Origin of the sequence: Pseudomonas sp. 10S4 (assembly GCF_034344865.1) — a bacterium.
Taxonomy (GTDB): Bacteria; Pseudomonadota; Gammaproteobacteria; order Pseudomonadales; family Pseudomonadaceae; genus Aquipseudomonas.
Genome location: NZ_CP133774.1, coordinates 4,750,028 through 4,776,158 on the forward strand (window position 1 = coordinate 4,750,028; position 26,131 = coordinate 4,776,158).

At 60.3% G+C, this 26,131-nt stretch carries 27 protein-coding genes and 2 pseudogenes; 17 read left to right on the forward strand and 12 right to left on the reverse strand.

Annotation, left to right across the window (positions count from 1 at the left end):
• The first annotated feature begins 493 nt into the window (after nt 1-493).
• A complete protein-coding gene (locus RHM58_RS22355; RefSeq protein WP_416195334.1) occupies nt 494-1,717 on the forward strand; it encodes a methyl-accepting chemotaxis protein in 1,224 nt (407 codons plus the stop codon).
• A gap of 119 nt (nt 1,718-1,836) precedes the next feature.
• A complete protein-coding gene (locus RHM58_RS22360) occupies nt 1,837-2,040 on the forward strand; it encodes a hypothetical protein (protein ID WP_201257518.1) in 204 nt (67 codons plus the stop codon).
• A 9-nt stretch (nt 2,041-2,049) separates the two neighbouring features.
• Here the strand turns inward: RHM58_RS22360 and RHM58_RS22365 are convergent, their stop codons facing one another.
• The 3 genes from RHM58_RS22365 to RHM58_RS22375 all read right to left on the reverse strand — a co-directional run bounded on the left by RHM58_RS22365 (nt 2,050) and on the right by RHM58_RS22375 (nt 3,047).
• On the reverse strand, nt 2,050-2,289 hold the full coding sequence (locus RHM58_RS22365) for a DUF2789 domain-containing protein (protein WP_201257517.1): 240 nt from the start codon (nt 2,287-2,289) through the stop codon (nt 2,050-2,052).
• A 130-nt stretch (nt 2,290-2,419) separates the two neighbouring features.
• The gene (locus tag RHM58_RS22370) at nt 2,420-2,650 is read right to left on the reverse strand and encodes a hypothetical protein (protein WP_201257552.1); all 231 of its coding nucleotides are present in this window, start codon (nt 2,648-2,650) and stop codon (nt 2,420-2,422) included.
• Nucleotides 2,651-2,798: 148 nt separating this feature from the next.
• Nucleotides 2,799-3,047 (reverse strand): hypothetical protein, encoded by a 249-nt coding sequence (locus RHM58_RS22375; protein WP_201257551.1) that lies wholly within the window; start codon nt 3,045-3,047, stop codon nt 2,799-2,801.
• 409 nt (nt 3,048-3,456) lie between these two features.
• Between RHM58_RS22375 and RHM58_RS22380 the strand changes: the two genes are divergently transcribed.
• The 3 genes from RHM58_RS22380 to RHM58_RS22390 all read left to right on the forward strand — a co-directional run bounded on the left by RHM58_RS22380 (nt 3,457) and on the right by RHM58_RS22390 (nt 5,276).
• Nucleotides 3,457-3,927: a hypothetical protein gene (locus RHM58_RS22380; RefSeq protein ID WP_201202904.1), complete on the forward strand. Its 471-nt coding sequence runs from the start codon at nt 3,457-3,459 to the stop codon at nt 3,925-3,927.
• Entirely contained in the window at nt 3,927-4,130 is a 204-nt protein-coding gene (locus RHM58_RS22385) for a hypothetical protein (protein ID WP_201202906.1), read from the forward strand. Before RHM58_RS22380 ends, RHM58_RS22385 begins: the two co-directional genes overlap by 1 nt.
• 129 nt (nt 4,131-4,259) lie before the next feature.
• Nucleotides 4,260-5,276 (forward strand): ABC transporter substrate-binding protein, encoded by a 1,017-nt coding sequence (locus RHM58_RS22390; protein WP_322268223.1) that lies wholly within the window; start codon nt 4,260-4,262, stop codon nt 5,274-5,276.
• Between the two features lie 136 nt (nt 5,277-5,412).
• Here the strand turns inward: RHM58_RS22390 and RHM58_RS22395 are convergent, their stop codons facing one another.
• Both RHM58_RS22395 and RHM58_RS22400 read right to left on the reverse strand, forming a co-directional pair.
• Nucleotides 5,413-7,545, reverse strand: a complete 2,133-nt coding sequence (locus RHM58_RS22395; protein ID WP_322268224.1) for a TonB-dependent receptor — start codon at nt 7,543-7,545, stop codon at nt 5,413-5,415.
• 86 nt (nt 7,546-7,631) lie between these two features.
• Nucleotides 7,632-8,021, reverse strand: a complete 390-nt coding sequence (locus RHM58_RS22400) for a DUF2946 domain-containing protein (protein ID WP_322268225.1) — start codon at nt 8,019-8,021, stop codon at nt 7,632-7,634.
• 94 nt (nt 8,022-8,115) lie between these two features.
• On the opposite strand from RHM58_RS22400, the gene RHM58_RS22405 reads away from it, so the two are divergent.
• Nucleotides 8,116-8,553: a DUF3995 domain-containing protein gene (locus tag RHM58_RS22405; protein WP_201257515.1), complete on the forward strand. Its 438-nt coding sequence runs from the start codon at nt 8,116-8,118 to the stop codon at nt 8,551-8,553.
• A 101-nt stretch (nt 8,554-8,654) separates the two neighbouring features.
• On the opposite strand, the gene RHM58_RS22410 is transcribed toward RHM58_RS22405, so the two are convergent.
• From RHM58_RS22410 to RHM58_RS22440, 7 genes and pseudogenes are all read right to left on the reverse strand, one after another.
• Nucleotides 8,655-9,017 carry a Na+/H+ antiporter subunit G gene (locus RHM58_RS22410; RefSeq protein WP_201202911.1) on the reverse strand — a complete coding sequence of 121 codons (363 nt, stop codon included), beginning with the start codon at nt 9,015-9,017 and terminating at the stop codon, nt 8,655-8,657.
• Entirely contained in the window at nt 9,014-9,292 is a 279-nt protein-coding gene (locus tag RHM58_RS22415; RefSeq protein WP_201196316.1) for a K+/H+ antiporter subunit F, read from the reverse strand. Before RHM58_RS22415 ends, RHM58_RS22410 begins: the two co-directional genes overlap by 4 nt.
• The gene (locus RHM58_RS22420) at nt 9,289-9,777 is read right to left on the reverse strand and encodes a Na+/H+ antiporter subunit E (RefSeq protein ID WP_322268226.1); all 489 of its coding nucleotides are present in this window, start codon (nt 9,775-9,777) and stop codon (nt 9,289-9,291) included. The genes RHM58_RS22415 and RHM58_RS22420 overlap by 4 nt, the downstream gene beginning before the upstream one ends.
• Nucleotides 9,774-11,459, reverse strand: coding sequence for a monovalent cation/H+ antiporter subunit D (locus tag RHM58_RS22425; protein ID WP_322268227.1), 1,686 nt, complete (start codon nt 11,457-11,459; stop codon nt 9,774-9,776). Before RHM58_RS22425 ends, RHM58_RS22420 begins: the two co-directional genes overlap by 4 nt.
• Entirely contained in the window at nt 11,456-11,800 is a 345-nt protein-coding gene (locus RHM58_RS22430) for a Na+/H+ antiporter subunit C (protein WP_201196321.1), read from the reverse strand. Before RHM58_RS22430 ends, RHM58_RS22425 begins: the two co-directional genes overlap by 4 nt.
• Nucleotides 11,800-14,736, reverse strand: a complete 2,937-nt coding sequence (locus tag RHM58_RS22435; protein WP_322268228.1) for a monovalent cation/H+ antiporter subunit A — start codon at nt 14,734-14,736, stop codon at nt 11,800-11,802. Before RHM58_RS22435 ends, RHM58_RS22430 begins: the two co-directional genes overlap by 1 nt.
• A 209-nt stretch (nt 14,737-14,945) precedes the next feature.
• Nucleotides 14,946-15,976, reverse strand: a pseudogene (locus RHM58_RS22440) (DMT family transporter).
• On the opposite strand from RHM58_RS22440, the gene RHM58_RS22445 reads away from it, so the two are divergent.
• The 11 genes and pseudogenes from RHM58_RS22445 (at nt 15,971) to RHM58_RS22495 (ending at nt 26,124) form a co-directional block, all read left to right on the forward strand.
• A complete protein-coding gene (locus RHM58_RS22445; protein ID WP_201202920.1) occupies nt 15,971-16,534 on the forward strand; it encodes a helix-turn-helix domain-containing protein in 564 nt (187 codons plus the stop codon). The pseudogene RHM58_RS22440 and the gene RHM58_RS22445 sit on opposite strands and share 6 nt — an antisense overlap.
• A 128-nt stretch (nt 16,535-16,662) precedes the next feature.
• Nucleotides 16,663-17,019, forward strand: a complete 357-nt coding sequence (locus tag RHM58_RS22450) for a hypothetical protein (protein WP_322268229.1) — start codon at nt 16,663-16,665, stop codon at nt 17,017-17,019.
• Between the two features lie 165 nt (nt 17,020-17,184).
• A complete protein-coding gene (locus RHM58_RS22455) occupies nt 17,185-18,378 on the forward strand; it encodes an SfnB family sulfur acquisition oxidoreductase (RefSeq protein ID WP_201257513.1) in 1,194 nt (397 codons plus the stop codon).
• A 10-nt stretch (nt 18,379-18,388) separates the two neighbouring features.
• Nucleotides 18,389-18,838, forward strand: coding sequence for an acyl-CoA dehydrogenase (locus RHM58_RS22460; protein WP_322268230.1), 450 nt, complete (start codon nt 18,389-18,391; stop codon nt 18,836-18,838).
• A pseudogene (locus tag RHM58_RS22465) lies at nt 18,838-20,242 on the forward strand (LLM class flavin-dependent oxidoreductase). Before RHM58_RS22460 ends, RHM58_RS22465 begins: the two are co-directional and overlap by 1 nt.
• Before the next feature lie 130 nt (nt 20,243-20,372).
• Nucleotides 20,373-21,278, forward strand: coding sequence for an acyl-CoA synthetase (locus tag RHM58_RS22470; protein WP_322268231.1), 906 nt, complete (start codon nt 20,373-20,375; stop codon nt 21,276-21,278).
• Nucleotides 21,275-22,051, forward strand: a complete 777-nt coding sequence (locus RHM58_RS22475; RefSeq protein WP_322268232.1) for an ABC transporter ATP-binding protein — start codon at nt 21,275-21,277, stop codon at nt 22,049-22,051. The genes RHM58_RS22470 and RHM58_RS22475 overlap by 4 nt, the downstream gene beginning before the upstream one ends.
• On the forward strand, nt 22,051-22,932 hold the full coding sequence (locus RHM58_RS22480) for a branched-chain amino acid ABC transporter permease (RefSeq protein WP_201257508.1): 882 nt from the start codon (nt 22,051-22,053) through the stop codon (nt 22,930-22,932). Before RHM58_RS22475 ends, RHM58_RS22480 begins: the two co-directional genes overlap by 1 nt.
• Nucleotides 22,933-22,936: 4 nt before the next feature.
• Nucleotides 22,937-23,986 (forward strand): branched-chain amino acid ABC transporter permease, encoded by a 1,050-nt coding sequence (locus RHM58_RS22485; RefSeq protein WP_201257507.1) that lies wholly within the window; start codon nt 22,937-22,939, stop codon nt 23,984-23,986.
• 26 nt (nt 23,987-24,012) lie between these two features.
• Nucleotides 24,013-25,353, forward strand: a complete 1,341-nt coding sequence (locus RHM58_RS22490) for an ABC transporter substrate-binding protein (protein ID WP_322268233.1) — start codon at nt 24,013-24,015, stop codon at nt 25,351-25,353.
• A 3-nt stretch (nt 25,354-25,356) separates the two neighbouring features.
• Nucleotides 25,357-26,124, forward strand: coding sequence for an ABC transporter ATP-binding protein (locus tag RHM58_RS22495; protein WP_201257505.1), 768 nt, complete (start codon nt 25,357-25,359; stop codon nt 26,122-26,124).
• Nucleotides 26,125-26,131 lie beyond the last annotated feature (7 nt).

Genomic DNA, 26,131 nt, shown 5'->3' on the forward strand with positions numbered 1-26,131 from the left:
GAATACTTCTATTGACCTGCTGCAACATCCGCTACTAACGGACCATAGATAATGGCCCACTAGTGGCGTTTAATGCAGTCACAACAAATAGAAGACGCATGGGGTGACGAAGATGACGAGAGACGGATCTCTGGTTGGGGCAGTACCTGCTCCCGTGCCAGCGCTAAAAAACCTTTGGCTGACGCCCACCTTGCAAAGCATCGCCCTGGTGCTGTTGCTCTGTGGCATCTCCTTGGGCGGTGCATCGCTCTACATCGGCCTGCCCGTGGCCGTGCTGGTCATCTGGCTGCCGCGCCTGCGCGCGCGCGCGATCCCCGATTCAACCCCTGCCGATGGCTCAAGCGCCATCGCCGAGCTGACCCGCGATCTTTCCTACACCACCAGTCATAACGCGTTGTCCGCCGCTGGCGTGGCCTATTCAGTCAAGCAGTTGGCCGAGAAGGTGCAATCGCAACTCGATGCAGCCAAGCGGATCGTCAGCAACGCCGAAGTGATGATTTCCACCGAACAGGCGACGTCGACACTCAGTCGAGAAGCCTTGAGCGCGGCCAGCGAGGCCCATCAGAGCAGTGCGGCGGGGCGAACCGAACTGATCGAGTCGATCTCGCGTATGCACCAGCTCAGCCAGCGGGCCAGCGCCAGCCGTGAACTGATCGAAGCCCTGAGCCTGCGCAGTGACGACATCCAGCGGGTCACCCTGGTGATTCAGTCCATCGCCAGCCAGACCAATCTGCTGGCGCTGAACGCCGCCATCGAAGCCGCGCGCGCCGGGGAGCACGGTCGCGGGTTTGCCGTGGTGGCGGATGAAGTTCGTGGTCTGGCCGCGCGCACGGCGATGGCGACCGGCGAAGTCGGAGAAATGGTTGCCGACATCCAGCAACGCACCGCGCAAGTGGTGGAGCAGATCCGCCAGCTCTCCAGTGATCTGGACGTCGGGGTCAAACAGGTAGAGCACACCGGCCAACATCTGGAAAATATCGCGCGCCTGGCTGCTGGTGTCGAACACCAGGTCGGCGAAATTGCCCGCGGTGCCGACACCAACCGCGAACAACTGGACAGCCTGTTTCACGCCATCGAACAGATGCGCAGCGACCTGGCGATCAGTGATCAGCAGACTCAACGCCTAGCCCAGGCCGCCGTGCAAATGGAAGGTCAGGCCGAAACCATCAGCGAGCGCTTGGCAGAGGTCGGGCTCGATGACTATCACCAACGGATTTACGACCTCGCCCGCGAAGGCGCGCGCCAGATCGCCGCGCGTTTTGAAGCGGATATCGATCAGGGGCGTGTCAGCCTCGATGACCTGTTCGATCGCAATTACCAGGCCATTCCCAACACCAGCCCGGCCAAGTTCCAGACCCGCTTCGATCGCTACACCGATCAGGTCTTGCCGGCGATTCAGGAACCGCTGCTGCCGCGCCATGAAGGTTTGGTGTTTGCCATCGCCTGCACTCAGCAAGGCTACGTGCCGACTCACAACACGGTATTCAGCCAGCCGCTGACCGGTGATGCGCTGGTCGATACCCTGCAAAACCGTACCAAGCGCAAGTTCGCCGACCGCACCGGCATCCGCTGTGGCAGTCATCAGCAACCGGTGCTGTTGCAGACCTATACCCGCGACACCGGCGAATTGATGCACGATTTATCCGTGCCGATCATGCTCAAGGGCCGGCATTGGGGTGGATTGCGACTGGGCTATAAGCCGGAAAAGCCGCGCTAGACACCTGATTGTTACCGGTTGTGCAACGAACCTGTGCACGGCGCTTGCTGTTTCCTCACGAAAGAACTCATTACTCTGCCTATATAGTTAGGTGGCTAATGAAAATTCGAGAGGTCAGCATGCAAAGTAAAGTCGATGTTGCGGTGATGATCGGCAGCGGTGTGCCTGCCTGTTTGCGCGCAATGGGGCAGAGTGTTTGCTGGGTCGTGCTACTGAATGGCGAGCGCCGGGGGACGGCGTTTTCCAGTCGCGATGAAGCCGAAGAGTGCAGGGCTGCCTGGCTGGCGCAACTGAGTGTCGAGCGACCTGACAGCCTGCATTGACTGCCCGGGCTAGTGAGTCTGATGCATGCGCAGGTTCAGGTCGTCGACCACCCGCGCCCAATCGGCATCTTCACGCAGTTGTTCTTTGAGAAAACCGGCCTGTTGCGGGGTCCAGAATTCGGCATCGATCAGTTTTTTGTCGTCGGCCATGGGTGAGTGGCTGGCGATGAAATCGTCGATGGCCTTCTCGCTGGAGTCCAGGCCGAGCTGATCGAACAAGCCTTTCAAGTCGTGTGTAGGTGAATCCATCTTCATCTCCTTGCGGGTCGCGTCGAATGCGAAATCTGAGGTGCGGCTTCAATGCATCTGAGGGAGCCGCGCTTCAGGAGTTCGATAGCGATGGTCAAAAGCAGGAGTGAGCATAGACTGCAAACCGGAGTCAGACTTTCAATGCACCTTCATCGACCGCCAGCTTCAGGGCCTTGGCGGCTTCCTGGGCAGCGATGGCCGCAACGTCCGAGGTCTTGAACCAGCGATCCTTCTCGACCTGGTGATAGGTCACGGTGTTCAAGGGTGGTTTGGCGCGCATGATAATGACAGCCTGGAATTCGCCTTCGACCTCTCTGGCTTCGCCCCGGATAAAAAATTCGCCGATATCAAATTCCGTCACGTAGCAGCCTTCCCTTGGAAATAGTCTGTTGTAGTGAAAGCCGTCCGCCGAGGGGACGGGTTTCATGGGGCGCGCAGTATGGCAGTAGTTGCCCGCCGACGGCTGAGTTAAGTCGTCGGCATGACGAAACGTCATTTGATGCTCGGCGTCAGGTACGCGCTGCCAGAGAGCGGGCGAGGGCGCAGGCTTCGTTATGGTCGGTGCGGAAACCTCTGACGCGACCGGTGGCGGTTTCCTTGATGTGGAAGAATGACTTGCCGGCCGGTACCACCTGAAAACGCGGCAGGGCAAGCGCTTGAAGGGGCAGGGCATGGGCCTGAAACAGCAGCGGGTGCAGGGGCGCAAGGTGGTTTGTTTGAGGCGTTGAGTGATTTGCAAAGTGGGTCATCGTGCACATAAGAAGTCCTTTTCCTGTTTTTACCGACGTGTGTGCGTCGTTTTGAGTAGTCGGGTTGAGCATCGCTGCTCTAGAATCGCCATCAGTGGTTGGCGATTGGTAGCCATCTAAAGCAATTTTTTACGGGCGATATGTCGGAAAAGTGCTTTTCTTGAAGCGTTTTTTCCCTAAAGTTAGTAGTCCGGCTTTTCTGGTCCCCAGAAGGATGTTTTCCTTCAACTTCTGGCGAACGTCAGGGAGGACGGCGCGAGTGACAATCCAGTAATCTTACTTACCTCGCGATGGATGAGCGCTCTGCTCAATCCAGGATTTCAACTCGGCTCATTCGGCAACACATTCGCCATGGCCGCTTTTTTCTGCTGTGCGTTTTTCCTGCGTACAGCATCATTTTCGATGTGGGGATGTTTCCTTGGCAGTAAGTAATCTTGATATGCATGCGTTGTTCGTACTGGGTGATTTGCGTGCAAAGTTGGTTAAACAGTTTCAGTCGCGTTTTGTCTATGTCACCGAACAGAACGCGGAAGGCATTTACATTGCCGAAATCGATACCGAAGCCGCCCTGGTGGTGGACGACAAACCTGGCCTTAAACTCAAGGTCGGCGATCATTTCAGCGCCTCGGTATTACCCAGCCGCGAAGGCGGCAAACTGGACATCAAGTTCCGCGAAATCAAACTGACCGTTTACGGCTTGGGTGACTATGCGTTTGTGACGACAGCTGACGGTCACGGCATTGTGTTCAAGGAAGGTCATAGCGTGGTGATGGTGTTCGCCGCCCACGAGCAGTTGCAGGAAGGCCTGACCAAAACCCTGAAAGCCGTGACGGCCAAGGCTGCCAAGTGGCGCAAGGGTGAACTGGTGACCTTCAAGGCCAGCGAGTAATGCCGCTGACCCGCGCCGATTTCCACGAGCAGAACCTCGCCAGTGCGCAAGCCGAGGCCCAGCGCCTTTTCGCACAAAAGGCTGTTCTGCAAGGCGGTTGGCTGACTTGGGTGGCTTCACAGCTCTACACCTTGCGTCCGGCGGAGTACGCCAGCATGGTGCGAAGGGAGCTTGCGTGCTTGCAGCAACCTTCTGAAAAATAATTACGCCCCTCGTTTGCCGCTAAAAAGCAGGAACCTCTACTACAGTCAGTTGACTGAGTATTCAGAGGCTTGCGGTCTAGTCTGTCAGGCCATCCTGCTATTGCTGTGAACAGCATGAGGTGCAAAAGCATGAAAGGACTTCGACGGTTGCTGGCCGCTACCCTGGCCACGTTCGGTTTGCTCGCTGCGCCGGTCCCGGTATTTGCTGCCCAGGCCCCGATTCACTTCGCCGACCTGAACTGGGAAAGCGGCAGCCTGATCACCGATATCCTGCGGATCATCGTCGAAAAGGGCTACGGACTGCCGACCGATACCTTGCCGGGAACCACCATCACCCTGGAGACCGCCCTGGCCAACAATGACATCCAGGTCATTGGCGAAGAGTGGGCCGGGCGCAGTCCGGTGTGGGTCAAGGCCGAGGCCGAAGGCAAGGTCGCCAGCCTGGGCGATACGGTGAAGGGCGCCACCGAAGGTTGGTGGGTGCCGGAATACGTGATCAAGGGCGATCCGGCCAAGGGCATCAAGCCGCTGGCGCCGGACCTGCACAGTGTCAGCGACCTGCCGCGCTACAAGGATGTGTTCAGTGACCCCGAAACCCCGGGCAAGGGGCGCTTTCTCAACAGCCCGATCGGCTGGACCTCCGAAGTGGTCAACAAGCAAAAACTGACGGCCTATGGGTTGAACGACAGTTATGTGAATTTCCGCAGCGGCTCGGGTGCCGCGCTGGACGCGGAAATCACCTCGTCGATCCGTCGTGGCAAGCCGGTTCTGTTTTATTACTGGTCACCGACGCCGTTGCTCGGGCGCTTCAAGCTGATTCAGCTGGAAGAGCCGCCGTTTGACGCCGAAGCCTGGAAAACCCTGACCGACGCCGACAACCCGAATCCGAAGCCGACCCGTTCGTTGGCCTCGAAACTGTCGATTGGGGTGTCCACGTCGTTTCAGAAGCAGTACCCAGAGGTCGCCGCATTCTTCAGCAAGGTCGATTTGCCGATTGGACCGTTGAACAAGGCCCTGGCCGAGATGAGTGAAAAGCACACCGCTCCGCGTCAGGCTGCCGAGGCATTTATGAAGATGCATACGGAGGTTTGGCAGGCGTGGGTGCCGAAGGATGTGGCGGATAAAGTTACCGCCAGCCTTCAGTGAACATTGTGGCGAGGGGCTTGCCCCGCTCGGCTGCGCAGCAGTCGTAAACACTGAAAACGCGGTGCGACTGAACAAATGCCGGGGCCGCTTCGCAGCCCAACGGGGCAAGCCCCCTCGCCACAGGTATTTGCAGGTTTTAGAACTTCGTCTGTACGGCTAACTCGAAGGTGCGCGGTGTGCCGAGGTAATACGCCGGCGAAACATGCGCAAACTCGGCATACACCTCGTTGGTCAGGTTACGCACCCGGCCGGTGACGGTGGTGTGCCGGTCGACCTTGTAGCTCAGGAAACTCCCGAGCAACGTATAGGACGGCACGGTCATGGTGTTGGCGCTGTCGGCAAACACCGAGGCGACGTACCGCGCATCGACGCCGCCCTGCCATTGCGGCGCGAAATCGTAGGTCAGCCACAGGTTGCCGACCCGATCCGGCACGTTAGTCGGCGTGTTGCCCTTGCGTGAGACCACCACGCCAGCGGCGTTCTTCTCGGTGAACTCGTCGTATTGCGCATCGACCCAGGCGAAGTTGCCTTCGGCCAACAACTTGTCGGTGATCCTGAAGGAGGTCGCCAACTCGATGCCTTTGGATGTTTGCTGACCCACCGGGATACTTTGGGTCGGGTCCAGCGGATCGGTCACGGCAAAATCCTTACGCTCAATCGTGTACGCTGCCACCGTCGCCGAGCCGCGACCGTCCAGATAATCGAATTTGCTGCCGACTTCCCACTGCTTGCCGGTGGACACGTCAAAGTCCTGCGTGCCGCTGGGCTGTTCGGCGGCGGTGCTGTACTGCACGTAGACGTTGGCTGTGGGAATGATCTGGTAGGTCAGGCCGGCCCGGCCGGTAATCGGCTCCCAACTGCGCTTGATGTGTCGAGGATTGCTGGCGGTCACGGCCCGGTGATTGGTCACGTCCAGGTCGATGTCGTCGTAACGCAGGCCGGTCAGCAGCGCCAGTTTGTCGGTCAATGCGAGTCGGTTTTCGACGAACAGGGCTTTGGTGGTGACCTCATTGGTCTTGTCGCTGACCCGTTCTGGATTTGTGCCCGGGATGTCGTAGAAGTGCCCCGGCTGGAAGTTGTTCGGGTCGACGCTGCTGGTGCCTTTGACGTTCAGCGGCGAGTTGGTGGTCTGGTTGACCTTGTACTCGAAGCCGCCGGACCAAGTGGTGTCCAGGCCCAGCAGGGTATTGTCGTGGCGCAGCTCGAACTGGTTGCCGTTTTGCTCACCCTGATGCCGAACCTGATACGCCGTGGAGCGATTCACCGCGCTGTTGTCGGCGTTGTACTGATAGGTTTCGAGGTTGCGGTAATCGCGCTGGCTGTCGAGGTGGTAAAGCGTGTTGCGCAGCGTCGTGCTGTCGTTGATTCGGTAGTCGATGATCGAGCGAACCCAGATCGTGCGCTGTTCGTAGCGCCCGTCTTCGACGTTGTAGTTGTTGAATCGGTTGTGTTTGTCGATCTTCAGCTCGCCAGCCTTGGGATTGAGCACCGGAGTGCCCCAATAAGGACTGTCCTCATGTTCGTCCTGATATTCCAGGGCCAGGGTGTGGGACAGGTTTGGCGTCAGGTCGCTGAGCAACGAAAACGCCACACTCCAGGCATCTCGCTCCTGACGGTCGATGTAGCCGTTGCTGGTGTTGTGGCTGACGTCGAGTCGCGCGTAGTGCTGCACGTCCGCGCCGGCTTCGCTGAGGGCGTGGTTGAGGCCGAATGCGGTCTCGGTGGTGTCGTAGCTGCCGTAGCTGACCCGACCTTCGACCGCTTGCTCCTCGCGGGTGGCCAGTTTGGTCACGTAATTCAACGAGCCACCCACGGAACCAGCGCCATTGATCAGCGACGACGGGCCGCCCACCAGTTCGACCCGATCATAAATCCACGCGTCCACGGGGCGAGCCAAGCCGCCCGATACGTTGATGCCATTGAACATCTGGGTGATCTGGTTGCTGGTAAAACCGCGATAGGACACAAACCCGCCAAAACCCGGCGGTGCACTGGCATTCACGCCGGGCAGGGTGTTGGCGGCGTCCTGGAAGTTCTGCGCGCCGTGGCGCTCAATATCGTTGTGATTGGCGATGGCCACTGACGCCGGGGTTTCGCGTACGCTCAGGCCCAGCCTGGAGGCCGTACCGCTGGATTGGTCAAGGCTCAGCCCCGGTTCGGCATTGGCCTCGCCATCAATGGTGATTGGCGCCAGATCGACGGTGGATTGCGCCCAGGTGTTAACGGACAGGCAGCCGAACAGGCTGGCCAAAAGAGGAAGGTGTTTCATCGATGAATCCTGAATTCTTGACTAGGAAACAGCGCACAGGCAAACGCCACGCGTAGGCGAAGTGGGCTGATCGGAAAGACGAAAAATCAGGCGAAAGGTGGGGCGCGAGGGTTGGCCGAAGGCCAGGTGTGGCGGGCAGGAAGGTCGATGCTGGCAACGGCGGCCAGCGGCGGGCTGTGTTGTTGCGGGAGAATCGCCAGGGTCAGGCTGGAGTTGAGCGCCGGGCCCATGCCGCCGGTGGAGCACAGCGGGCAACCGAACGCCTTGGACAGGGTCGGCAGCTTTTCCTCGGAGGTGTTCGACGAGGCTGGCGCCTGAGTTGCCGGGTCCACGCGAACAACAACTGGCCGCCGAGGCCGTCGTAGTTGCATCCCGACCATTTGCCCATGACCGATGCTGCAGGCGAACACGTTGAACAGGACGCAGCAATAAAGCATCCAGGCCATCAATGTGCGATCAGTTCGGGCGAATCTCATGGGGCGGCACTTTACCTCGCCGAAGACGAATACCCTTACAAAAAAGTTCAATGAAGTTCATCCTGCTGCGACATTTCACGCTGGATGTCTGAATATGAGCCTAATGGTCGCGCAATGGATTGCTGCAATCTTCCTGTTGATCAGTCTGGTCCACCTGTATTGGGCCGCGGGCGGCACGCTCGGGAGTGAAGCGGCGGTGCCGAGAATCCCGGGAGAGGGTGGAGGGGAATCAAGGCCGGCGTTCAAGCCTTCGGGCTTTGCGACGTTGCTGGTGGCGGTCGGTTTACTGCTGATCGCGATGCTGGTGTGCCTGCGGGTCGGCTTGTATTTGCCGACGGTGCAGCACTGGTCGCTGCAATGGGTGATCAGCGCCATCGCGATGCTGATGTTTGCCCGGGCAATCGGTGATTCGAACCTTGTAGGGTTCTTCAAGCAGGTCAAGGATTCGAGATTTGCCCGGCTCGACACCTGGGCTTATTCGCCGTTGTGCGTGGTGTTGGGGGCCGGGTTGTTGGCCGTTGCCTGGGTCTGATCGGCAGGTAAAGCAAAATCAAAAGATCGCAGCCTTCGGCAGCTCCTATGGGTGTACACATTCCCCTGTAGGAGCTGCCGAAGGCTGCGATCTTTTCGCATCTAGCTACCGATTTCGGTACGCCGACTACTCACCTCGGCCGGCACATCATCCCCAGCCATGCGCTTGCGGAACAACGCCGCCCGCGCCAGCAGCAACGTGGTCACCGGCACCGTAATCGCCAACAGAATCGGAATTAGCCATGCATGCAGCACTGGCGCGGACTTGAGCGCCGAAAAGTAAATGATCGACGCCAATGCCACACACCACGCGCCCAAGGTCGAAGCCAGGGCTGGCGGGTGCATGCGCTGGAAGTAATCCTTCATTCGTAACAACCCGACCGCGCCAATCAGTGCAAACAAACTGCTGAGCACCAGCAGGATCGCCACCGGAATCTCGACCCACAACGACAGTTCGCCGTTCATTCGATCACCTCGCCACGCAGCAGGAATTTGGCCAGGGCAAACGAACCGACGAAGCCGAACAGGGCAATCAGCAGCGCTGCCTCAAAGTAAGTGTCACTGGCATAACGAATACCCAGCGCCAGCATCATCAGCATGGCGATGATGTACAGATAATCCAGCGCCAGAACCCGGTCCTGGGCCGATGGTCCCTTGAATAGCCGGATCAGGGTCAGGATCATCGCCAGCGAAAAGATGAACAGGCTCAGCACGATCGCGTTCGACAGCAATTCGCTCATTCGAAGATCTCCATCAAAGGACGCTCGTAGGCCGACTTGAAGTGCTCGATAAACGACGCCTCGTCATCCAGATCGAACACGTGCAGCAACAGAATGCTGCGGTCCAGCGCCAGTTCCGACCAGACCGTGCCGGGCACTACCGTACAGATCATTGACAGCGCAGCCAGGCCGTTGGCGTCGCGCAAGTCCAGCGGCACCTTGATGAACGCCGAGCGCGGTGGCCGTCGACCGGCGTTTAGTACGCCCCAGGCCACGGCGATGTTGGATAGCACCACGTCACGACCGATCAGTAAAAACAACCGCACAATCACCCCTGGTCGCCGAATCCGGATAGGCAATGGCCGCAATTTGCGCATCATCAACGGCGCGCAAAACCCCAGCATCGCGCCCAACAGCAGATTGCCAGGGCTGATCGACAGGTTCAGCACCAGCCACAACAGCCACAGTGCCAGGGACAACCACGGCGCAGGAAACAGACGCTTCATGGTTGCACCTCCAGCATCGCCGCTTTCGCTTCGGGACTTGGGACGGCGCGGGTGCCGAGCACCGCCATCACGTATTGCTCCGGGTTGTTCAAGGCTGTTGCGGCGGCCTGGGTGTAGCGCATCAGCGGTTCGGCCTTGAAGGTCAGCGCGATGCTCAGCCCCAGCAGGGCGATGATCGGCACGCACTCAAGGCGTCGCAGCAGCGGCGATGGCCGCTCCTTGGGGGTCCAGAAACGCTGGATACCCAACCGCGAGAAAGCAATCAGCGACGCCAGCCCGGACAGGATCAGCAACGCCAGCAAGCCCCACGCCGCGTTTGATATCGGGACGTCACCGCTGTTGCCAATCCCCAGCGGGTTGAGCAGGGCACTGAGCAAACCGAGCTTGCCAATAAACCCGGAGAGCGGCGGCATGCCGATGATCAGCAAGGCGCAGGCAATGAAACTCAAGCCGAGGAAGGCCATGGTCCAGGGGATCACTTGGCCGACCACGGCTTTCTGTTCGTCGTCGAGGTTGATGCCTTTGGTCGGTTGCAGGGATTGCGGAGGTCGCGTAATGAGATCGGCATCGTCGAACAGCGGCATTTCATTGACTGAGCGGGAGCGCTCGATCAACTCGGCCAACAGGAACAGCGCACTCAGCGCCAACGTCGAGCTGACCAGGTAGAACAGTGCCGCGCCGATAAGGTTTGGTTGTGCGAAGCCGATGGCCGACAACAGAATCCCGGCCGACACCAGAATGCTCAGGCTGGCCATGCGTTCCAGCCGTTGCGCGGCAAGAATCGCCACGGCCGCGCAGACGATGGTCGCCATGCCGCCGTAGATCAGCCAGTCGCCACCAAAGTAGGCGGACGCCCCGGCCTGGCCGGAGAACAGTAGCGTCCACAGTCGCAGCAAGGTGTAGACACCGACCTTGGTCATGATCGCGAACATCGCTGCCACTGGCGCACTGGCCGCGGAATAGGCCGGTACCAGCCAGAAGTTCAGCGGCCACATCCCGGCCTTCGCCAAAAACGCCACCGCCAGAATTGCCGCACCAGCATGCAGCAGGCCGCGATCAGCTTCAGGTACCAGCGGGATTTTCAGCGCCAGGTCGGCCATGTTCAGCGTGCCGGTGACGCCATAGATCAGTGCCGCGCCAATCAGAAACAGCGACGAGGCCAGCAGGTTGATCGAGATGTAATGCAGCCCCGACGACACCCGTGCCCGGCCCGAACCATGAAGCATCAAGCCGTAAGACGCGGCCAGCAGCACTTCGAAGAACACGAACAGGTTGAACAGGTCTGCCGTCAGGAATGCGCCGTAAAGGCCCATCAACTGTATCTGGAACAGCGCGTGGAAGCTCGAACCGGCGCCGTCCCAACGGGCCATGGCGAACAGCAGGGCGCTGACGCCGATGATCCCGGTCAGCACCAGCATCATCGCCGACAGACGATCGACCACCAGCACGATGCCGAACGGTAATTGCCAGTTGCCCGGCAGGTACACCCCAATGGAGCCAGGCACGCCGGTGGTTTGCGTCCATTGCAGCAGCATCACGGAGATGCCCAGGCCCAGCAGGCTGGAGAACAGGTTGATCTTGGCTTTCAGCGGGCGATGTTTCTCGCCGAGCATCAGCATGATGGCGGCGGTCAGCAGCGGCAGCAGAATCGGTGCGGCGATCAGGTGCGTCATCGCATTCATTCTTTAGGCTCCCGGCCATCCACATGGTCGGTACCGGTCAGGCCCCGAGAGGCCAGCAGCACCACCAGAAACAACGCGGTCATGGCGAAGCTGATCACGATTGCGGTCAACACCAGGGCTTGGGGCAGTGGGTCGGTGTAATGCAGCAAATCCTGCGGCACGCCGTTCTTGATGATGGGCTCCCTGCCAATGAACAGGCTGCCCATGCTGAAGATGAACAGGTTGACGCCATAAGACAGCAGGCACAGGCCCATGACCACCTGGAACGTCCGTGGCCGCAGGATCAGCCAGACGCCGGACGCGGCCAGGACGCCGATGGCGATTGCGATGACTTCTTCCATCAGACGGCTCCTTTGGCGGCAACGGATTTCGGCGCAGCAGCGGATTTCGGCTGCGCGGCGGTTTTGTGACCCCGAACCGACTGGTGAGCCAGGGCGGTGAGGATCAATAGCGTCGAACCGACCACTACCGCGTACACGCCGATGTCGAAGAACAGCGCACTGGCGATATGAATATCGCCCAGAACTGGCAGTTCGAAATGCCAGGTGTGGGTGGTCAGGAACGGATACCCGGCGGCCATCGCGCCAAGCCCGGTGACCGTGGCGAACAGCAGCCCGGTGCCCATCCAGCGCAGCGGCCGCAGGCTCATTTGCGCCTCTACCCACTGAGTGCCGGCGACCATGTATTGGAGGATGAAGGCCACCGACATCACCAGGCCGGCAACAAACCCGCCGCCCGGTTGGTTGTGCCCGCGCATGAACAGGTAGAACGAAATCACCACGGCGATCGGCAGCAACAGGCGCACCAGCACCGCTGGCACCATCATGAAACCGAGGGCGGTGTCGCTGGCCTGACGCGGGTTGACCAGGTCGGTGACCACGTCGGGCGCCAGCAAACGCTGCTGGGCCGGCAATTGCAGGCTTTCTTTCGGTGGGCGGAAGCGGCGCAGCAGGGCGAATACCGTCAGGGCCACGGCCGCCAGCACGGTGATTTCACCGAGGGTGTCGAAGCCACGGAAGTCCACCAGCATGACGTTGACTACGTTGCTACCGCCACCTTCCGGCAGGGCGCGGCTGAGGTAGAACGAAGAAATGTCGTTAGGCGTCTGCCGGGTCAGCATCGCATAGGCCAGCAGCGCCATACCGCCGCCGACCACGGTCGACAACAGCAAGTCGCGGATACGCCGGATGCGCGCCTTGCGCAGGCTGCTTGGTAACGGAGAGACCTCTTCGATCCGTCGCGGCAACCAACGCAGGCCCAGCAGGATCAGCACCGTGGTCACCACTTCGACCACCAGTTGCGTTAGCGCCAGGTCCGGCGCCGAGAACCAGACAAAGGTCACGCAAGTCATCAGGCCACACACGCTGACCATGGTCAGGGCGGCGAGACGGTGATACTTGGCCTGCCATGCCGCGCCGAGGGCACAGGCAATCGCCAGCAGCCACAGGATCACAAACACGATCGACCCCTGAATTTTCGGCCGCTCGCCCCAGCTCAGGCTGCTGTGGAGCATCGGGATCAACCCGGCCAGCACGGCGGCGAGCACCATCAGGAACAACTGGGTTTGCAGGCGCTTGGTGCCGATCCGCCGCTCCAGGCGACGGGCCACGCGCATCATGATCACCAGGCTGCGTTCGAACAGGCGCTTGCCGTTGAACCGGCCAATCAGCGGCGGGTACTTGAAGCGCCCGCGCTTGAGTTGGTTACGAAGCAGCAGGTAAAGCACGATGCCGCCGGACATGGCGATCAGGCTCATGATCATCGGCGCGTTCCAGCCGTGCCATATCGCCAGGCTGTATTCGGGCAGAGTGCCACCGACGACGGGCAGGGCCGCCGCCGCGAGCAACGGGCCGACGACCTGGGCTGGGAAAATCCCGACGATCAGGCAGGTGAACACCAGCAGTTCTACCGGCGCGCGCATCCAGCGAGGCGGCTCGTGCGGAGTGTGCGGGAGGTCGGTGGCGGTCGGGCCGAAGAACACATCGACGGTAAAACGCAGGGAATAGGCGACGCTGAACGTACCGGCAATGGTCGCGACAATCGGCAAGGTCATCTCGACCCAGGCAGTGGCGTTGATGAACACGGTTTCGGCAAAGAACATTTCTTTGGAGAGGAAACCGTTGAGCAGCGGTACGCCTGCCATGGAGGCGCTGGCGACCATTGCCAGCGTGGCAGTGAACGGGATCAGTTTGATCAGGCCGCTGAGCTTGCGAATGTCCCGGGTGCCACTTTCGTGGTCGATGATCCCGGCGGCCATGAACAGCGAAGCCTTGAAGGTGGCGTGGTTGAGAATGTGGAACACCGCGGCCACGGCGGCCAGCGGACTGTTCAGGCCCAACAGCAGGGTGATCAGGCCCAGGTGGCTGATGGTCGAGTACGCCAGCAAGCCCTTGAGGTCGTTCTGGAACATCGCGCAGTACGCGCCGAGCAACAGGGTGCAGGCGCCAGCCCCGCCAACGATGTAGAACCATTCTTCACTGCCGGACAGCGACGGCCATAGACGTGCCAGCAGAAACACCCCGGCCTTGACCATGGTCGCCGAGTGCAGATAAGCCGAAACCGGGGTCGGCGCCGCCATCGCGGTGGGGCAGCCAGAAGTGGAAGGGGAATTGCGCGCTTTTGCCAGGGCGCCGATCAGGATCAGGGGTAGCAGAATAGGGTAGAGGGCATGTGCGCGAATCAGATCGCCGGCGGCCAGGACCTTGTCCAGGTCATAGCTGCCAACCACATGGCCGAGCAGCATGACCCCCGCCAGCAGGCACAAACCCCCTGCGCCGGTGACCATCAGCGCCATATAGGCGCCACGTCGGGCATCGGCGCGGTGGTGCCAGTAGCCGATCAAAAGAAACGAAAAGAGGCTGGTCAGCTCCCAGAAAAACACGATCTGGATCAGGTTGCCGGAGATCACCAGCCCGAGCATGGCGCCCATGAACGCCAGGAAAAACGCGAAAAACCGCGGCACCGGATCGTCCGGCGACATGTAATAGCGGGCGTACAAAGAAACCAGCGTGCCGATGCCCAGCACCAGCAGCGAGAACAGCCAGGCGAAACCGTCCATGCGCAGGACGAAGTTCAGGCCGAGGCTCGGTAACCAGAAGAATTCTTCGCGTATCACGCCGCCATGGGCGATCTGCGGGTACAAGAGAGCGACTTGAATAGTGCCCGCGAGGGCAACCAGACCAGCCAGAAGTGATTCGCTGTTACGCGCGTTATGTGGCAGCAAAGCCGCGACACAGCTGCCGATAAAAGGCAGAAGCAGTAGAACTATCAGGGACATAGGCTTCTAATCTGCGGAAGTTTGTGAAGCATCATACGTGCCAGTTCCCGGATCGCCAAACGCCAACCTGTGGCAGGATCCTACAAGGTAGGCACAAAAAGACGGTTTTTCATTGTTTCAACGCTTTGAAACTCCGCGGGCGCAAAAGATCGCAGCCTTCGACAGCTCCTACATTGGAATGCGTACCCCTGTAGGAGCTGCCGAAGGCTTTAACGTTCGCCTTCGCGCTCCAATGCTTCGTCGACCGCAATGGCACCTTTACCCTTGGTCTTCAACTCACTGACAATCACCGCCGCCACAATCAATGCTGCCCCAAGCAAGGCAATCGCCGGCAGCCGCTCCCCGGCCAAACGTCCGGCAATCCCGGCCCACACCGGTTCGCCGGCATAGATCAATGTCGCCCGAGTCGGTGAAACACTCTTCTGCGCCCAGTTCATCAGCCACCTGAATCGCCGCACTGGCCGCACCCAAACCCAGGGCGCTGCATAGCAGTAACCAGGAGAAGTCCGGGATCACTTCGTTTGTCGGTACCACCATCAAAAATGCCAACACCGAGGTAGTCGCCAATTGCACCACGGTCACCCGCCGCACATCGACCTGACCGGCATAGGTGCTGATCAGAATAATCTCCGCCGCAATCGCGATAGCGCTGATCAACGTGGCGATTTCACCCGGACTGAAATTCAGCGAAGCCCCGGAAGGCCCCGACAGCAACATCAATCCGGTAAACGCCAGCATGATCCCGATGCTCGGCATCAACCCCGGCCGCCGCCCCAGCACCAGCCATTGCAGCAACGGCACAAACGGCACGTACAACGCGGTAATAAACGCCGACTGACTGCTGGGAATCGTCTGCAACCCGACGGTCTGCAAGCCATACCCAAGCATAATCGCCACGCCGATAAAGGCACCGGCCTTGAGTTCGAACAGGGTCAGTTCCCGCAGCTGACGCCAGGAGAACAGCGCGACGATACTTGCCGCCGCCGCAAAGCGCAGGCCAACGAAAAACATCGGCCCACTGACGGTCATCGCATGCTGTACCAGCAAAAAGGTCCCGCCCCAGACCATGGTAATCAGCACCAGCACGCACTCGGCCTTGCTGAACCGCGAGAAACGGGAAGAAGCCTGAGGGGAATTCACCGACGTCATGACCTTGCGCGCTACCTGAGGCGGACGCACAATGCGCCCGAATGTTGCGCAGTATACTGCCCAACCCTGCCAAGTGAGCAATATAGTGCACAAAGATTCTCCCCCGCGGGCTTCGGTCCTCCAGCACGTCAGCCAGAACGTTCGACGGCTGCGCCACGCCGCCGACATGAGCCAGACCGCCCTGGCCGAAAAGTCCGGTGTCAGCCGGCGGATGCTGGTGGCGATCGAAGCCGGCGAGAAAAACGTCAGCCTGACCACCCTCGACCGAGTGGCCGAAGCGCTGGACGTCGCCTTCAGCGATCTGATCCAGGCCCCGGATGCCCGCGACCCAAGCCGCATCAACGAACTGGCCTGGGCCGGGACGATTTCCGGGAGTAAAGCGGTGTTGCTGTCCAAAGCCACTGCTACCCGCGAGGTGGAGCAATGGGAATGGTGCCTGCAACCGGGCGAGGTTTATCCGTCACAACCGGATGCCGAAGGCTGGAGTGAGCAGATTTTTGTGTTCGAAGGCTGCCTGACGCTGATGCTGGGCGACACAGCGCAGCAAATCGCGGCGGGGGAGTTCTTCATGTTCGCCAGCAACCAGCCCCATACCTATCGCAACGATGGACCGGTGGCGGCGCGGTTTGTGCGTAATGTGGTGATCTGAACACGCAGTCCCGTTCATCGGAAACGCTGCGGAACCTGACATTTTTGACAGTAGACGTCGCTCAGAACATGGCGCATTTGTGGGGTGTATTTTCACATCGGTGATTCGCGCCTCACGAGGGTATAGCCATGAACGACAAAACTCACGCCTCCGACTTTCCAGCCCCTTCCATCCCTTCGGCACAGGACGGTGTCGTGAGGTACACCGCATATGTTGGGTCCTTTGTTTACGTCAAGATCGAGCCTTACGAGAGCATGAGCATCGGGCAAAAGCCGGTTATCCAGGTGCGTTTTAGCGCAGGCGGGAGTACCAACTGGGCGGTTGAGGTGAAAACACAACGCGAGCTCATTGATGGATTATCCAGCGGTTTCACCCGAGAGCATTTGAAAGGCAGCACAAGCCTCACTGTCAGCTTCATGCTCGGTTCCAAAGGGTCCGAAATCCGGACATATGCTGTTGAAGCCCCCGCGAACGAGATGACCTGAGCTCAAGTGTTTCAAGGGCAACAGTTGTTGAACAGTTTGTCTGGTTGAACCGTTTGTCATGGTTGAGTTAATACTTTTAACCTATTGAATAATAAAAATTTTAATTTCAGGCACGACTCCTGCAGAAGCTCCAGGGTATTCACCCGGAACCACGGAGTCGGCCCCATGACAACTTCACCCATTACCGCCCACATCATCCGCTCGGACGCCGAGGCCATCGCCGTCGCGCACAAACTTGCTGCACGCTTCGCCGTCGAAGCCAGCGTCCGTGACCGCGAGCGACGCCTGCCGGTGGCCGAACTGGACGAGTTCTCCGCCAGCGGTCTGTGGGGCGTCACCGTTCCCAAGGAATACGGCGGCGCGGGCGTGTCCTACGTGACGGTCGCCGAAGTGATCAAGATCATTTCCGCCGCCGACTCATCCCTCGGCCAGATCCCGCAAAACCATCTCGGCGTGCTCGACATTCTGTTGCAAACCGCCACCGAAGAGCAGAAGCGCTATTACTTCGGCAAAGTCCTGCAAGGCTACCGTTTCGGCAATGCTTTCTCCGAATCCAAAAGCAAAAACGCCGGGGCGTTTGAAACCCGCATTCGTTTCGACCAAGACACCGCGCAAATCGACGGCGAGAAGTTCTACTGCACTGGCGCGTTGTTCGCGCACATCGTGCCGGCGGTGGCGGTCAACGAACAGAATCAGGCGTTTATCGCGTTCATCGAACGCGACAACCCTGGCCTGACGGTGATCGACAGCTGGGATGGTTTCGGCCAGCGCACCACGGCCAGCGGTGGCGTCACGTTGAATGCGGTGAAAGTCCCGCTCAGCGCAGTGATTCCGGCCCACAAGGCGTTCGACGAGCCCACCGCCGACGGCCCGATCTCACAAATCATCCAGGCCGCCGTGGACACCGGCATCGCCGTCGGTGCATTGGAAGAAACCAAGCGCTACGCCCGTGAATCCCGGCCATGGATCGACAGCGGCCAGGATCACGGCTGGCAGGACCCGTTCAGCATTGCCGCCATCGGCGACCTCGAATGGCGAGTGCACGGCACCGAAGCGATCCTGAAAAAGGCTGGCCTCGCCATCGATCAAGCGTTACTCAGCCCCAACGAAGACACCGTGGCCCACGCCTCGGTCGTCGTCGCCCAAGCCAAAGTCTTGTCCGCCGAAATCGCCTTGCTCGCCAGCAGCAAGCTCTTCGAACTGGCCGGCACGCGCTCGGTGCTCGGCAAGTACAACCTCGACCGCCACTGGCGCAACGCCCGGACCCACACGTTGCACGACCCGGCGCGCTGGAAATACCACCTGATCGGCAACTACCTGCTCAACGGCGTGAAGCCCGCGCGCCACGCCTGGAACTGAGGAGCCCACCATGAACGCTTTGACCCAACCGATTATTGCCGGGCAACCCCTGGCCAAAAGTCTGCACGACTTGCACAACGCCCGCAGCCTGCTCGATGCAACGTTGCGCTTCGTTCGCCAACAGGCGCAAGTCACCGATGATCCTTACGTCATCAGCCGCTTCGGCGATTTGCACATCCGCATCGAGGTCGCCGCCGCACTACTCGAGCGCGCCGAAGACTTTCTGAACAGTCACGAAGACGATACCGAGATCAGCGTCGCTATCGCCGAATCGCATCTGGCCAGCGCCGAGGCCTTGAATGCTGCCAGCAACGCCGAATTCGAACTCACCGGCCAACGCACCGCATTGCACGGATCGCTGCACGACCCGCTGCGCTGGAAGCTCCACCTCATCGGCAACTTCCGCCTCAACGGCATCCATCCCCCTAGCTTTCCCAAACCTGAAAAGGGAGCTGTTTGATGGCTCGTGAAATTCGTCTCAACGCCTTCGACATGAACTGCGTCGGCCACCAGTCGCCGGGTTTGTGGGCGCATCCGCGGGATCGCTCCTGGCAGTACAAGGATCTGGAGTACTGGACCGATCTGGCGAAAATCCTTGAGCGTGGCAAGTTCGACGGCTTGTTCATCGCCGACGTGCTCGGCATCTACGACGTCTACAACGGCAACGGTGATGCGGCGATCCGTCAGGCGGCGCAGGTGCCGGTCAACGATCCGCTGCAACTGATCCCTCCGATGGCATTGGTCACCGAGCACTTGGGGTTCGGCCTGACCGCGTCGTTATCCTTCGAACACCCGTACCCGTTCGCCCGACGCCTGTCGACCCTCGATCATCCTGACCAAGGGCCGGGCCGGCTGGAACATCGTCACTTCGTACCTGGAGAGCGGCGCGAAAAATCTCGGTCAGAAAAACCAGACTGAGCATGACGCCCGTTATGACTTTGCCGAGGAGTACCTGGAGGTTTGCTACAAGCTCTGGGAAGGCAGTTGGGAGGAGGGCGCGATCCTGCGTGATCGCGAGCGGCGGATCTTCAGTGACCCGAGCAAAATCCATGAAATCCAGCACGTCGGCAAACACTTCCAGGTGCCGGGCATTCACCTTTGCGAACCTTCGCCGCAGCGCACGCCTGTGTTGTATCAGGCCGGCGCGTCGAGTCGCGGCAAGCAATTCGCGGCGGAACATGCCGAATGCGTGTTTGTGGCGGCGCCGTCGAAAGTGCTGCTGAAGAAGACCGTTGCCGATATTCGTCGTCGTGCGGCTGAAGCGGGGCGCGATCCGAAGAAGGTCCTGATCTTCAACCTGCAAACGGTGATCCTCGGCGAGACCGACGCCAAGGCGAAGGCCAAGTTTGAGGAATACAAAACCTGGGTCAGCTACGAGGGCGCCATGGCGTTGATCTCGGGCTGGACCGGGATTGATTTCAGCCAGTTCAAACCGGATGAGCCGCTCAAGCACGTACACACCAATGCGATTCAGTCGGCGGTGGAGGCGTTCTCCACGGCGGACCCGAACAAGGTCTGGACCCCGAATGAATTGGCGGACTGGGTCGGTATCGGCGGGTTTGGACCGTTGTTTGTCGGCAGCCCGGAAACCGTTGCCGACCTGCTGCAAGAGTGGGTCGAAGAGACCGACGTGGACGGCTTCAACCTGGCCTATGCGTTGACCCATGAAACCTTTATCGACGCCGTGGAATTGCTGGTGCCGGAGTTGCAGAAGCGTGGCGTATACAAGACCGAATATGCGCCGGGGACTCTGCGCGAGAAGTTGTTTGGCGAAGGGCCGCGGTTGCCGGATATCCATCCAGGCGCGGGGTATCGGGACCTGGCGGCATTGCGGCAGCAGGAGAAGAAAGTGGTATCGGCGTAGACGCCTTCGCGGGCCAGCACATTCAACATCGATGGCGACTGATACACCGCCATCGCGAGCAGGGGATGGCGATAACCCTTCAGCCCAGCGGACCACCGCACGCTTTTGCCCATGAACAGGAGGTCAATCCATGAGCGTGCATGAACTCAAACGTCCGCCCAGTGCGGACACCGCCGAGTGGCAGGTCAAGGCGCCCCAGGCCCTGGAGCAATTGCGCCATTGGAGTCGGGTCAGTCCGTTGCAAACGGCGCTGCGGCACAAGCGTCATGGCCAGTGGTTTGTCTGGCGCTGGATCGATGCCTTGCGCGATGTCGAGCGTCTGGCCGATGGGTTGCGCCAGCAAGGGTTTACTGAAGACTCGCGGCTGGCCCTGAGCGGTGCCTTTGAACCGGATCTGTTGCTGCTGGCATTGGCTGCCCGGCATGTCGGCGGTGAAGTGCTGACGCTGCCCGACACCCTCGACGCCGAAGCTCTGCATAAAGCGCTGTGGCGCAGCCGTCCGACTCACGCTTTTATCCTGGGGCGGCAGACGCAGCAACTGTGGCTCAACCAAGGCCAAACGATGTTGAACTTCGCTGAGCTGCTTGGCCCGGTAGAACCACCACAACGCCTGCGCCTCGGCGTCAATGGCGCCCAACTCTGGAGCGAAGAGGGCACCCAATGGCAGGACGGCCTCAGCGTGTTGCTCGATCAATGGCTGACCAGCGGCCAAACCCTGGCGTTCCCGGAAAGCCCCGGCAGCGCGAGCCGTGATCGCCGGGAAGTTGCTCCGTCCGGGTTGCTGCTCTCCGCCGAACGCCTGCAACGGCTAGCCGATGAAATCGACAGCCGCCTCGCACCGCTGGGCACCTGGCGCCGCCGCCTCTGTGACTGGGCCATCGCCCATCCCGAGAAAGGCCTGCAACGGCTGATCAAAAACCGTGTTCGCCGATTGCTGGGCTTCCACAACCTGCATTTCATCTGGCAAGCCACCCGCACCCCCGACGCTCAACCCGCGCCGACCTGGCTCGCCGAATTCAAACGGGACATCGCATGAGCTCGACCGATTCCATCCTGCAAGTCAGCGGCATCTCCTTGTCGTTTAAAGGCGTGAAGGCGATCAACGATTTGTCCTTCGACGTGCGCAAGGGCGAGATCTGCGCGCTGATCGGCCCCAACGGCGCGGGCAAGAGTTCGCTGCTCAACGTGTTGAACGGCGTGTATCGCTTTGATGCCGGCTCGATTGTCTTCGAGCAGCAGCCATTCAAACGCATCGACCCGCTGAGCGCCGCGCGCCGAGGCATCGGTCGCACGTTCCAGAACAACGCGCTGTTCAAGAAAATGAGCGTGATCGACAACATCCTCACCGGCCTGTCCCGGCACTTGCGCAGCAGTTTCATTGAGCAAGCCCTCAATCTGCCGCGTGCCCGTCGTGAAGCTGAAGACTTCCGTCAGCAGGCCCAAGGCATTCTCGAATTTCTCGAACTGCAAGCCCATCGCGACGTGCCGGTGGGCAATCTGTCCTACGGCCTGCAAAAGCGCGTGGAGCTGGGCCGTGCCTTGATCGCCGGGCCACGCCTGTTGCTGCTGGACGAACCGATGGCCGGGATGAACGCCGAAGAGAAACAGGAAATGGCCCGCTTCATCGCCGACATCAACCGCGACCTCGGCACCACCGTGGTCTTGATCGAACACGACATGAGTGTGGTCATGAGCCTGTCCGATCACGTGGTGGTACTCGATTACGGGCGCAAGGTCGGCGATGGCACGCCCGCCGAAGTGCAAGCCGATCCCGAAGTAATCGCGGCGTATCTGGGAGTGGTGCATTGATGACGTTCTTCTTCGAAACCCTGCTCGGCGGCTTGCTCGCCGGGACCATGTATTCGCTGGTCGCCATTGGTTTTGTGCTGATCTACAAGGCCAGCGGTGTATTCAATTTCGCCCAGGGCTCGATGCTGCTGTTCGCCGCACTGACCTTCGTCAGCCTGCACGACCAGGGTGTGCCGTTCGCGTTGGCACTATTGCTGACCGTGCTGGTGATGATCATCGGCGCGCTGCTGATCGAACGACTGGTGCTGCGGCCCCTGGTCAATCGCTCGCAGATAACCCTGTTTATGGCGACGCTGGGGCTGTCGTTCATCATCGAAGGCTTGGCTCAAGGACTGATGGGTTCGCAAGTGCGAGCACTGGATCTGGGTATCGACGATGTGCCGATTTTCATCGGCGGGATGATGGTCAGCCAGTTCGACCTGATCGCCGCAGCCGCCGCCATCGTGCTGGTGACGGTGCTGGCGTTGCTGTTCAACAAGACCCGGATCGGCGTGTCCCTGCGCGCCGTGGCGGATGACACCACCGCCGCGTTGTCGATTGGCATCAACCTCAATCGGATCTGGCAGATCGTCTGGGCGGTGGCCGGCGTGGTCGGGCTGGTGGCCGGGTTGCTCTGGGGCGCTCGGCAAGGGGTGCAGTTTTCCCTGTCGCTGGTGGTACTCAAGGCCTTGCCGGTGTTGATCATTGGCGGCTTCACCTCGATTGGCGGGGCGATTGTCGGCGGGCTGATTGTCGGTGCGTCGGAGAACCTCGCCGAGGTCTACATCGGCCCGCTGATTGGCGGCGGCATCACGCCGTGGTTCGCCTATGTCTTGGCCTTGGCCTTCCTGTACATCCGTCCCGCCGGCCTGTTCGGCGAGCGCGCCATCGAGCGAGTCTGACCCCATGTCGATTTCCCTTACCCGCGAAACCGCGCCGTCGGTGCTGATCCAGCGGCGTGTACCGTTTGGATTGCTGGGCCTGTTGTTGATCGCTTTCGTGATCGTGCCGCTGACCGGCAACGACTATTGGCTGAACGCGATTTTGATTCCTTTTTTGGTGCTGTCCCTGGCCGGGCTCGGCCTCAACCTGCTGACCGGTTACACCGGCCAGACCTCGGTCGGTGCGGCCGGGTTTATGGCGGTCGGCGCCTTCGCCACCTACGGTTTTCTGCTGCGACTGCCCGAATTGGGCTTGCCGGTCGCGCTATTGGGCGGCGGATTGATCAGCGCCGTAGTGGGTTTCGTCTTTGGCCTGCCGAGTTCGCGGATCAAAGGCTTTTACCTGATGGTCACGACGCTGGCGGCGCAATTCTTCCTCGAATGGCTGTTCGTCAAATTTCCCTGGTTCTACAACTACGGCTCCTCCGGGACCATTTCCGCACCAAAACTGGCGCTGTTCGGCCATGACCTGAACACGCCCGTCGGCCGTTATCTGCTGACGCTGACGACGGTGCTGCTGTTGACCTGGGTTGCGATCAACCTGGTGAAAAGCCAGATCGGCCGCAACTGGATGGCGATCCGCGACATGGACACTGCCGCCGCCGTGATCGGCATTCCGGTAGTGCGTTACAAGCATCTGGCGTTCGCCGTCAGCTCGTTCTACCTCGGCATCGCCGGGGCGTTGTGGGCCTTCGCCTACCTGGGCACCGCCAGCGCCAGCAGCTTCGATATCAATCGGTCGTTCCAGATCCTCTTCATCATCATTATCGGTGGCATGGGCAGCATTGCCGGCAACTTCGTCGGCGCGGCGTTTATCAGTTTGCTGCCGATCCTGCTCAGCCACGCCGGGCAAGCCTTGTTCGGCGGGTCGGTGGACGCCGGGCAACTGCAAAACCTGCAAAAAATCATATTCGGCGTGCTGATCATCCTGTTCCTGATCAAGGAACCGGAAGGCCTGATTCGCCTGCTGAGCAATCTTCGTGAACGGCTGAGTCACTGGCCGCTGCGCTTCTGAATTCCTGACCTGATTAGAGAGACAACATGCGTGCATCCTTGAAACGTTCCCTGATTGGCGCCGCTCTGACGCTGGCAGTTTTCGGCAGTGCAGTCCCGGTAGTCCAGGCCTCGCCAGACCAGCAATTCTTCCCGTTGGCCACTTACCGGGTCGGCGCCTACGCCTCCAGTGGCGTGCAGGTGTGGGCCGGGATGCTCGATTACCTGAACTACATCAACGACGTGGAAGGCGGGATCAACGGCGTCAAACTGGTCTGGCAGGAATGCGAGACCGAGTGGACGGCGGAGAAGGGCATCGAGTGCTATGAGCGCTTCAAGAAAGGCCTGGATGGTGCTCCGGTGGCGATCTATTCCCCCAACGGCGCCCCGGCGGCTTATGCCCTGAGCGAACGGGCGGAGGTCGACAAGATCCCGCTGATCACCCTCGGCTACGGGCGCACGGAAGCCACCGACGGCACGGTGTTCCCCTACAATTTTCCGGTGATGCTGACCTTCTACAGCGAGGCGTCGAGCCTGATCAACTACATCGCCCAACGCGAGGGCGGCTTCGACAAACTCAAGGGCAAGAAAATCGCCACGGTCTACCACGACTCGGCTTACGGCCGGGAAACCCTTGGCCCGCTGAAGTTGCTGGCCGAGAAGTACGGTTTCGAAAACATCCAGATTCCGGTGGCTGATCCGGGTAACGAACAATCGGCGCAATGGCGGCAGATCCGCCAACTCAACCCGGACTGGGTGTTCTTGCGCACCTGGGGTGTGTCGACGCCGGTCGCGGTCAAAACCGCTGCACGTTTTGGCTTCCCGGTGGACCACATCGTCGGCGATATCTGGGCCAGCTCCAGCGAAGACGTGTTGCCCGCAGGTGCCGCCGCCAAAGGTTATCTGGCGCTGACGCCATACCCGGCCGGCACGGATTTCGAGATCCATAAACGCCTCAAGCAGTACATCCTCGACAAGGGCAAAAGCGACCTCAAGGACCTGAAGAATTTCGGCAGCGTCTACTACAACTCCGGGCTGGTGAACGCTGCGGTCATGGTCGAAGCGATCCGCACAGCGCAGGGCAAGTTTGGTAAACGCCCCTTGAATGGCGAAGAAGGTCGCTGGGGCCTGGAACACTTGAATATCGACGACGCGCGGCTCAAGGACATGGGTTACTTCGGGCTGATGCAGAACCTCAAGTTGTCCTGCAAAGATCACGAGGGCGGCGGTTCGGCGCGGGTCCAGCAGTGGGACGGCGCCAACTGGACGCTGATCAGCGACTGGATCCCGGCGGATCGTGCCTTGTTGCGGCCATTGATCGATGAAAAATCAGCGGCGTTCGCCAAGGAAAAAGGCCTGACACCACGCACCTGCAACGGGGATGAATAAGCCATGAGCCAGGCCGCCAGTGACATTGCTGCCAATGACCTGTTGCAGGTCAAAGACATCGAAGTGATCTACGACGGCGCGATCCTGGCCGTGGCCGGGGTGTCGCTGACGGTGCCCAAGGGCGGTATCGTCGCTTTGCTGGGGGCCAACGGCGCGGGCAAAAGCACCACGCTCAAGGCGATTTCCGGGCTGGTGCGGGCCGAACGCGCGGAAGTCAGTCGCGGCAGCATCGAGTTTCTCGGCCGCGACACGGCGGGCGTCGATCCGAGCGTGCGGGTGCGCCAAGGCATGGTCCATGTGCTGGAAGGCCGACACGTGTTCCCGCAGTTGACCGTCGAGGACAACCTGCGCAGCGGCGGGTTTGTTCGGCGTTTGAGTCGCCAGGACATGGCCCGGGACCTGGAGCGGATCTACGCCTGGTTCCCCCGGCTGAAAACCAAGCGCAAGACCCAGGCCGGGCTGACATCCGGGGGCGAGCAGCAGATGGTTGCCATCGGTCGCGCGTTGATGACACGTCCTACTTTGGTACTGCTTGATGAACCATCGATGGGTTTGGCGCCTATTATCGTCCAGGAGATTTTCGAGATCGTCGCCCAGCTCAATCGCGACGAACAGGTGAGCTTCCTGATTGCCGAGCAAAACATTAATGTGGCGCTCAAGTACGCCTCCCATGCCTACGTGCTCGATACCGGGCGGGTCGTGTTGTCCGGCAGCGCCGAGGCACTGCTGGCCCGTGGCGATTTGCACGACTTCTACCTGGGTAAACACTGACCATGAG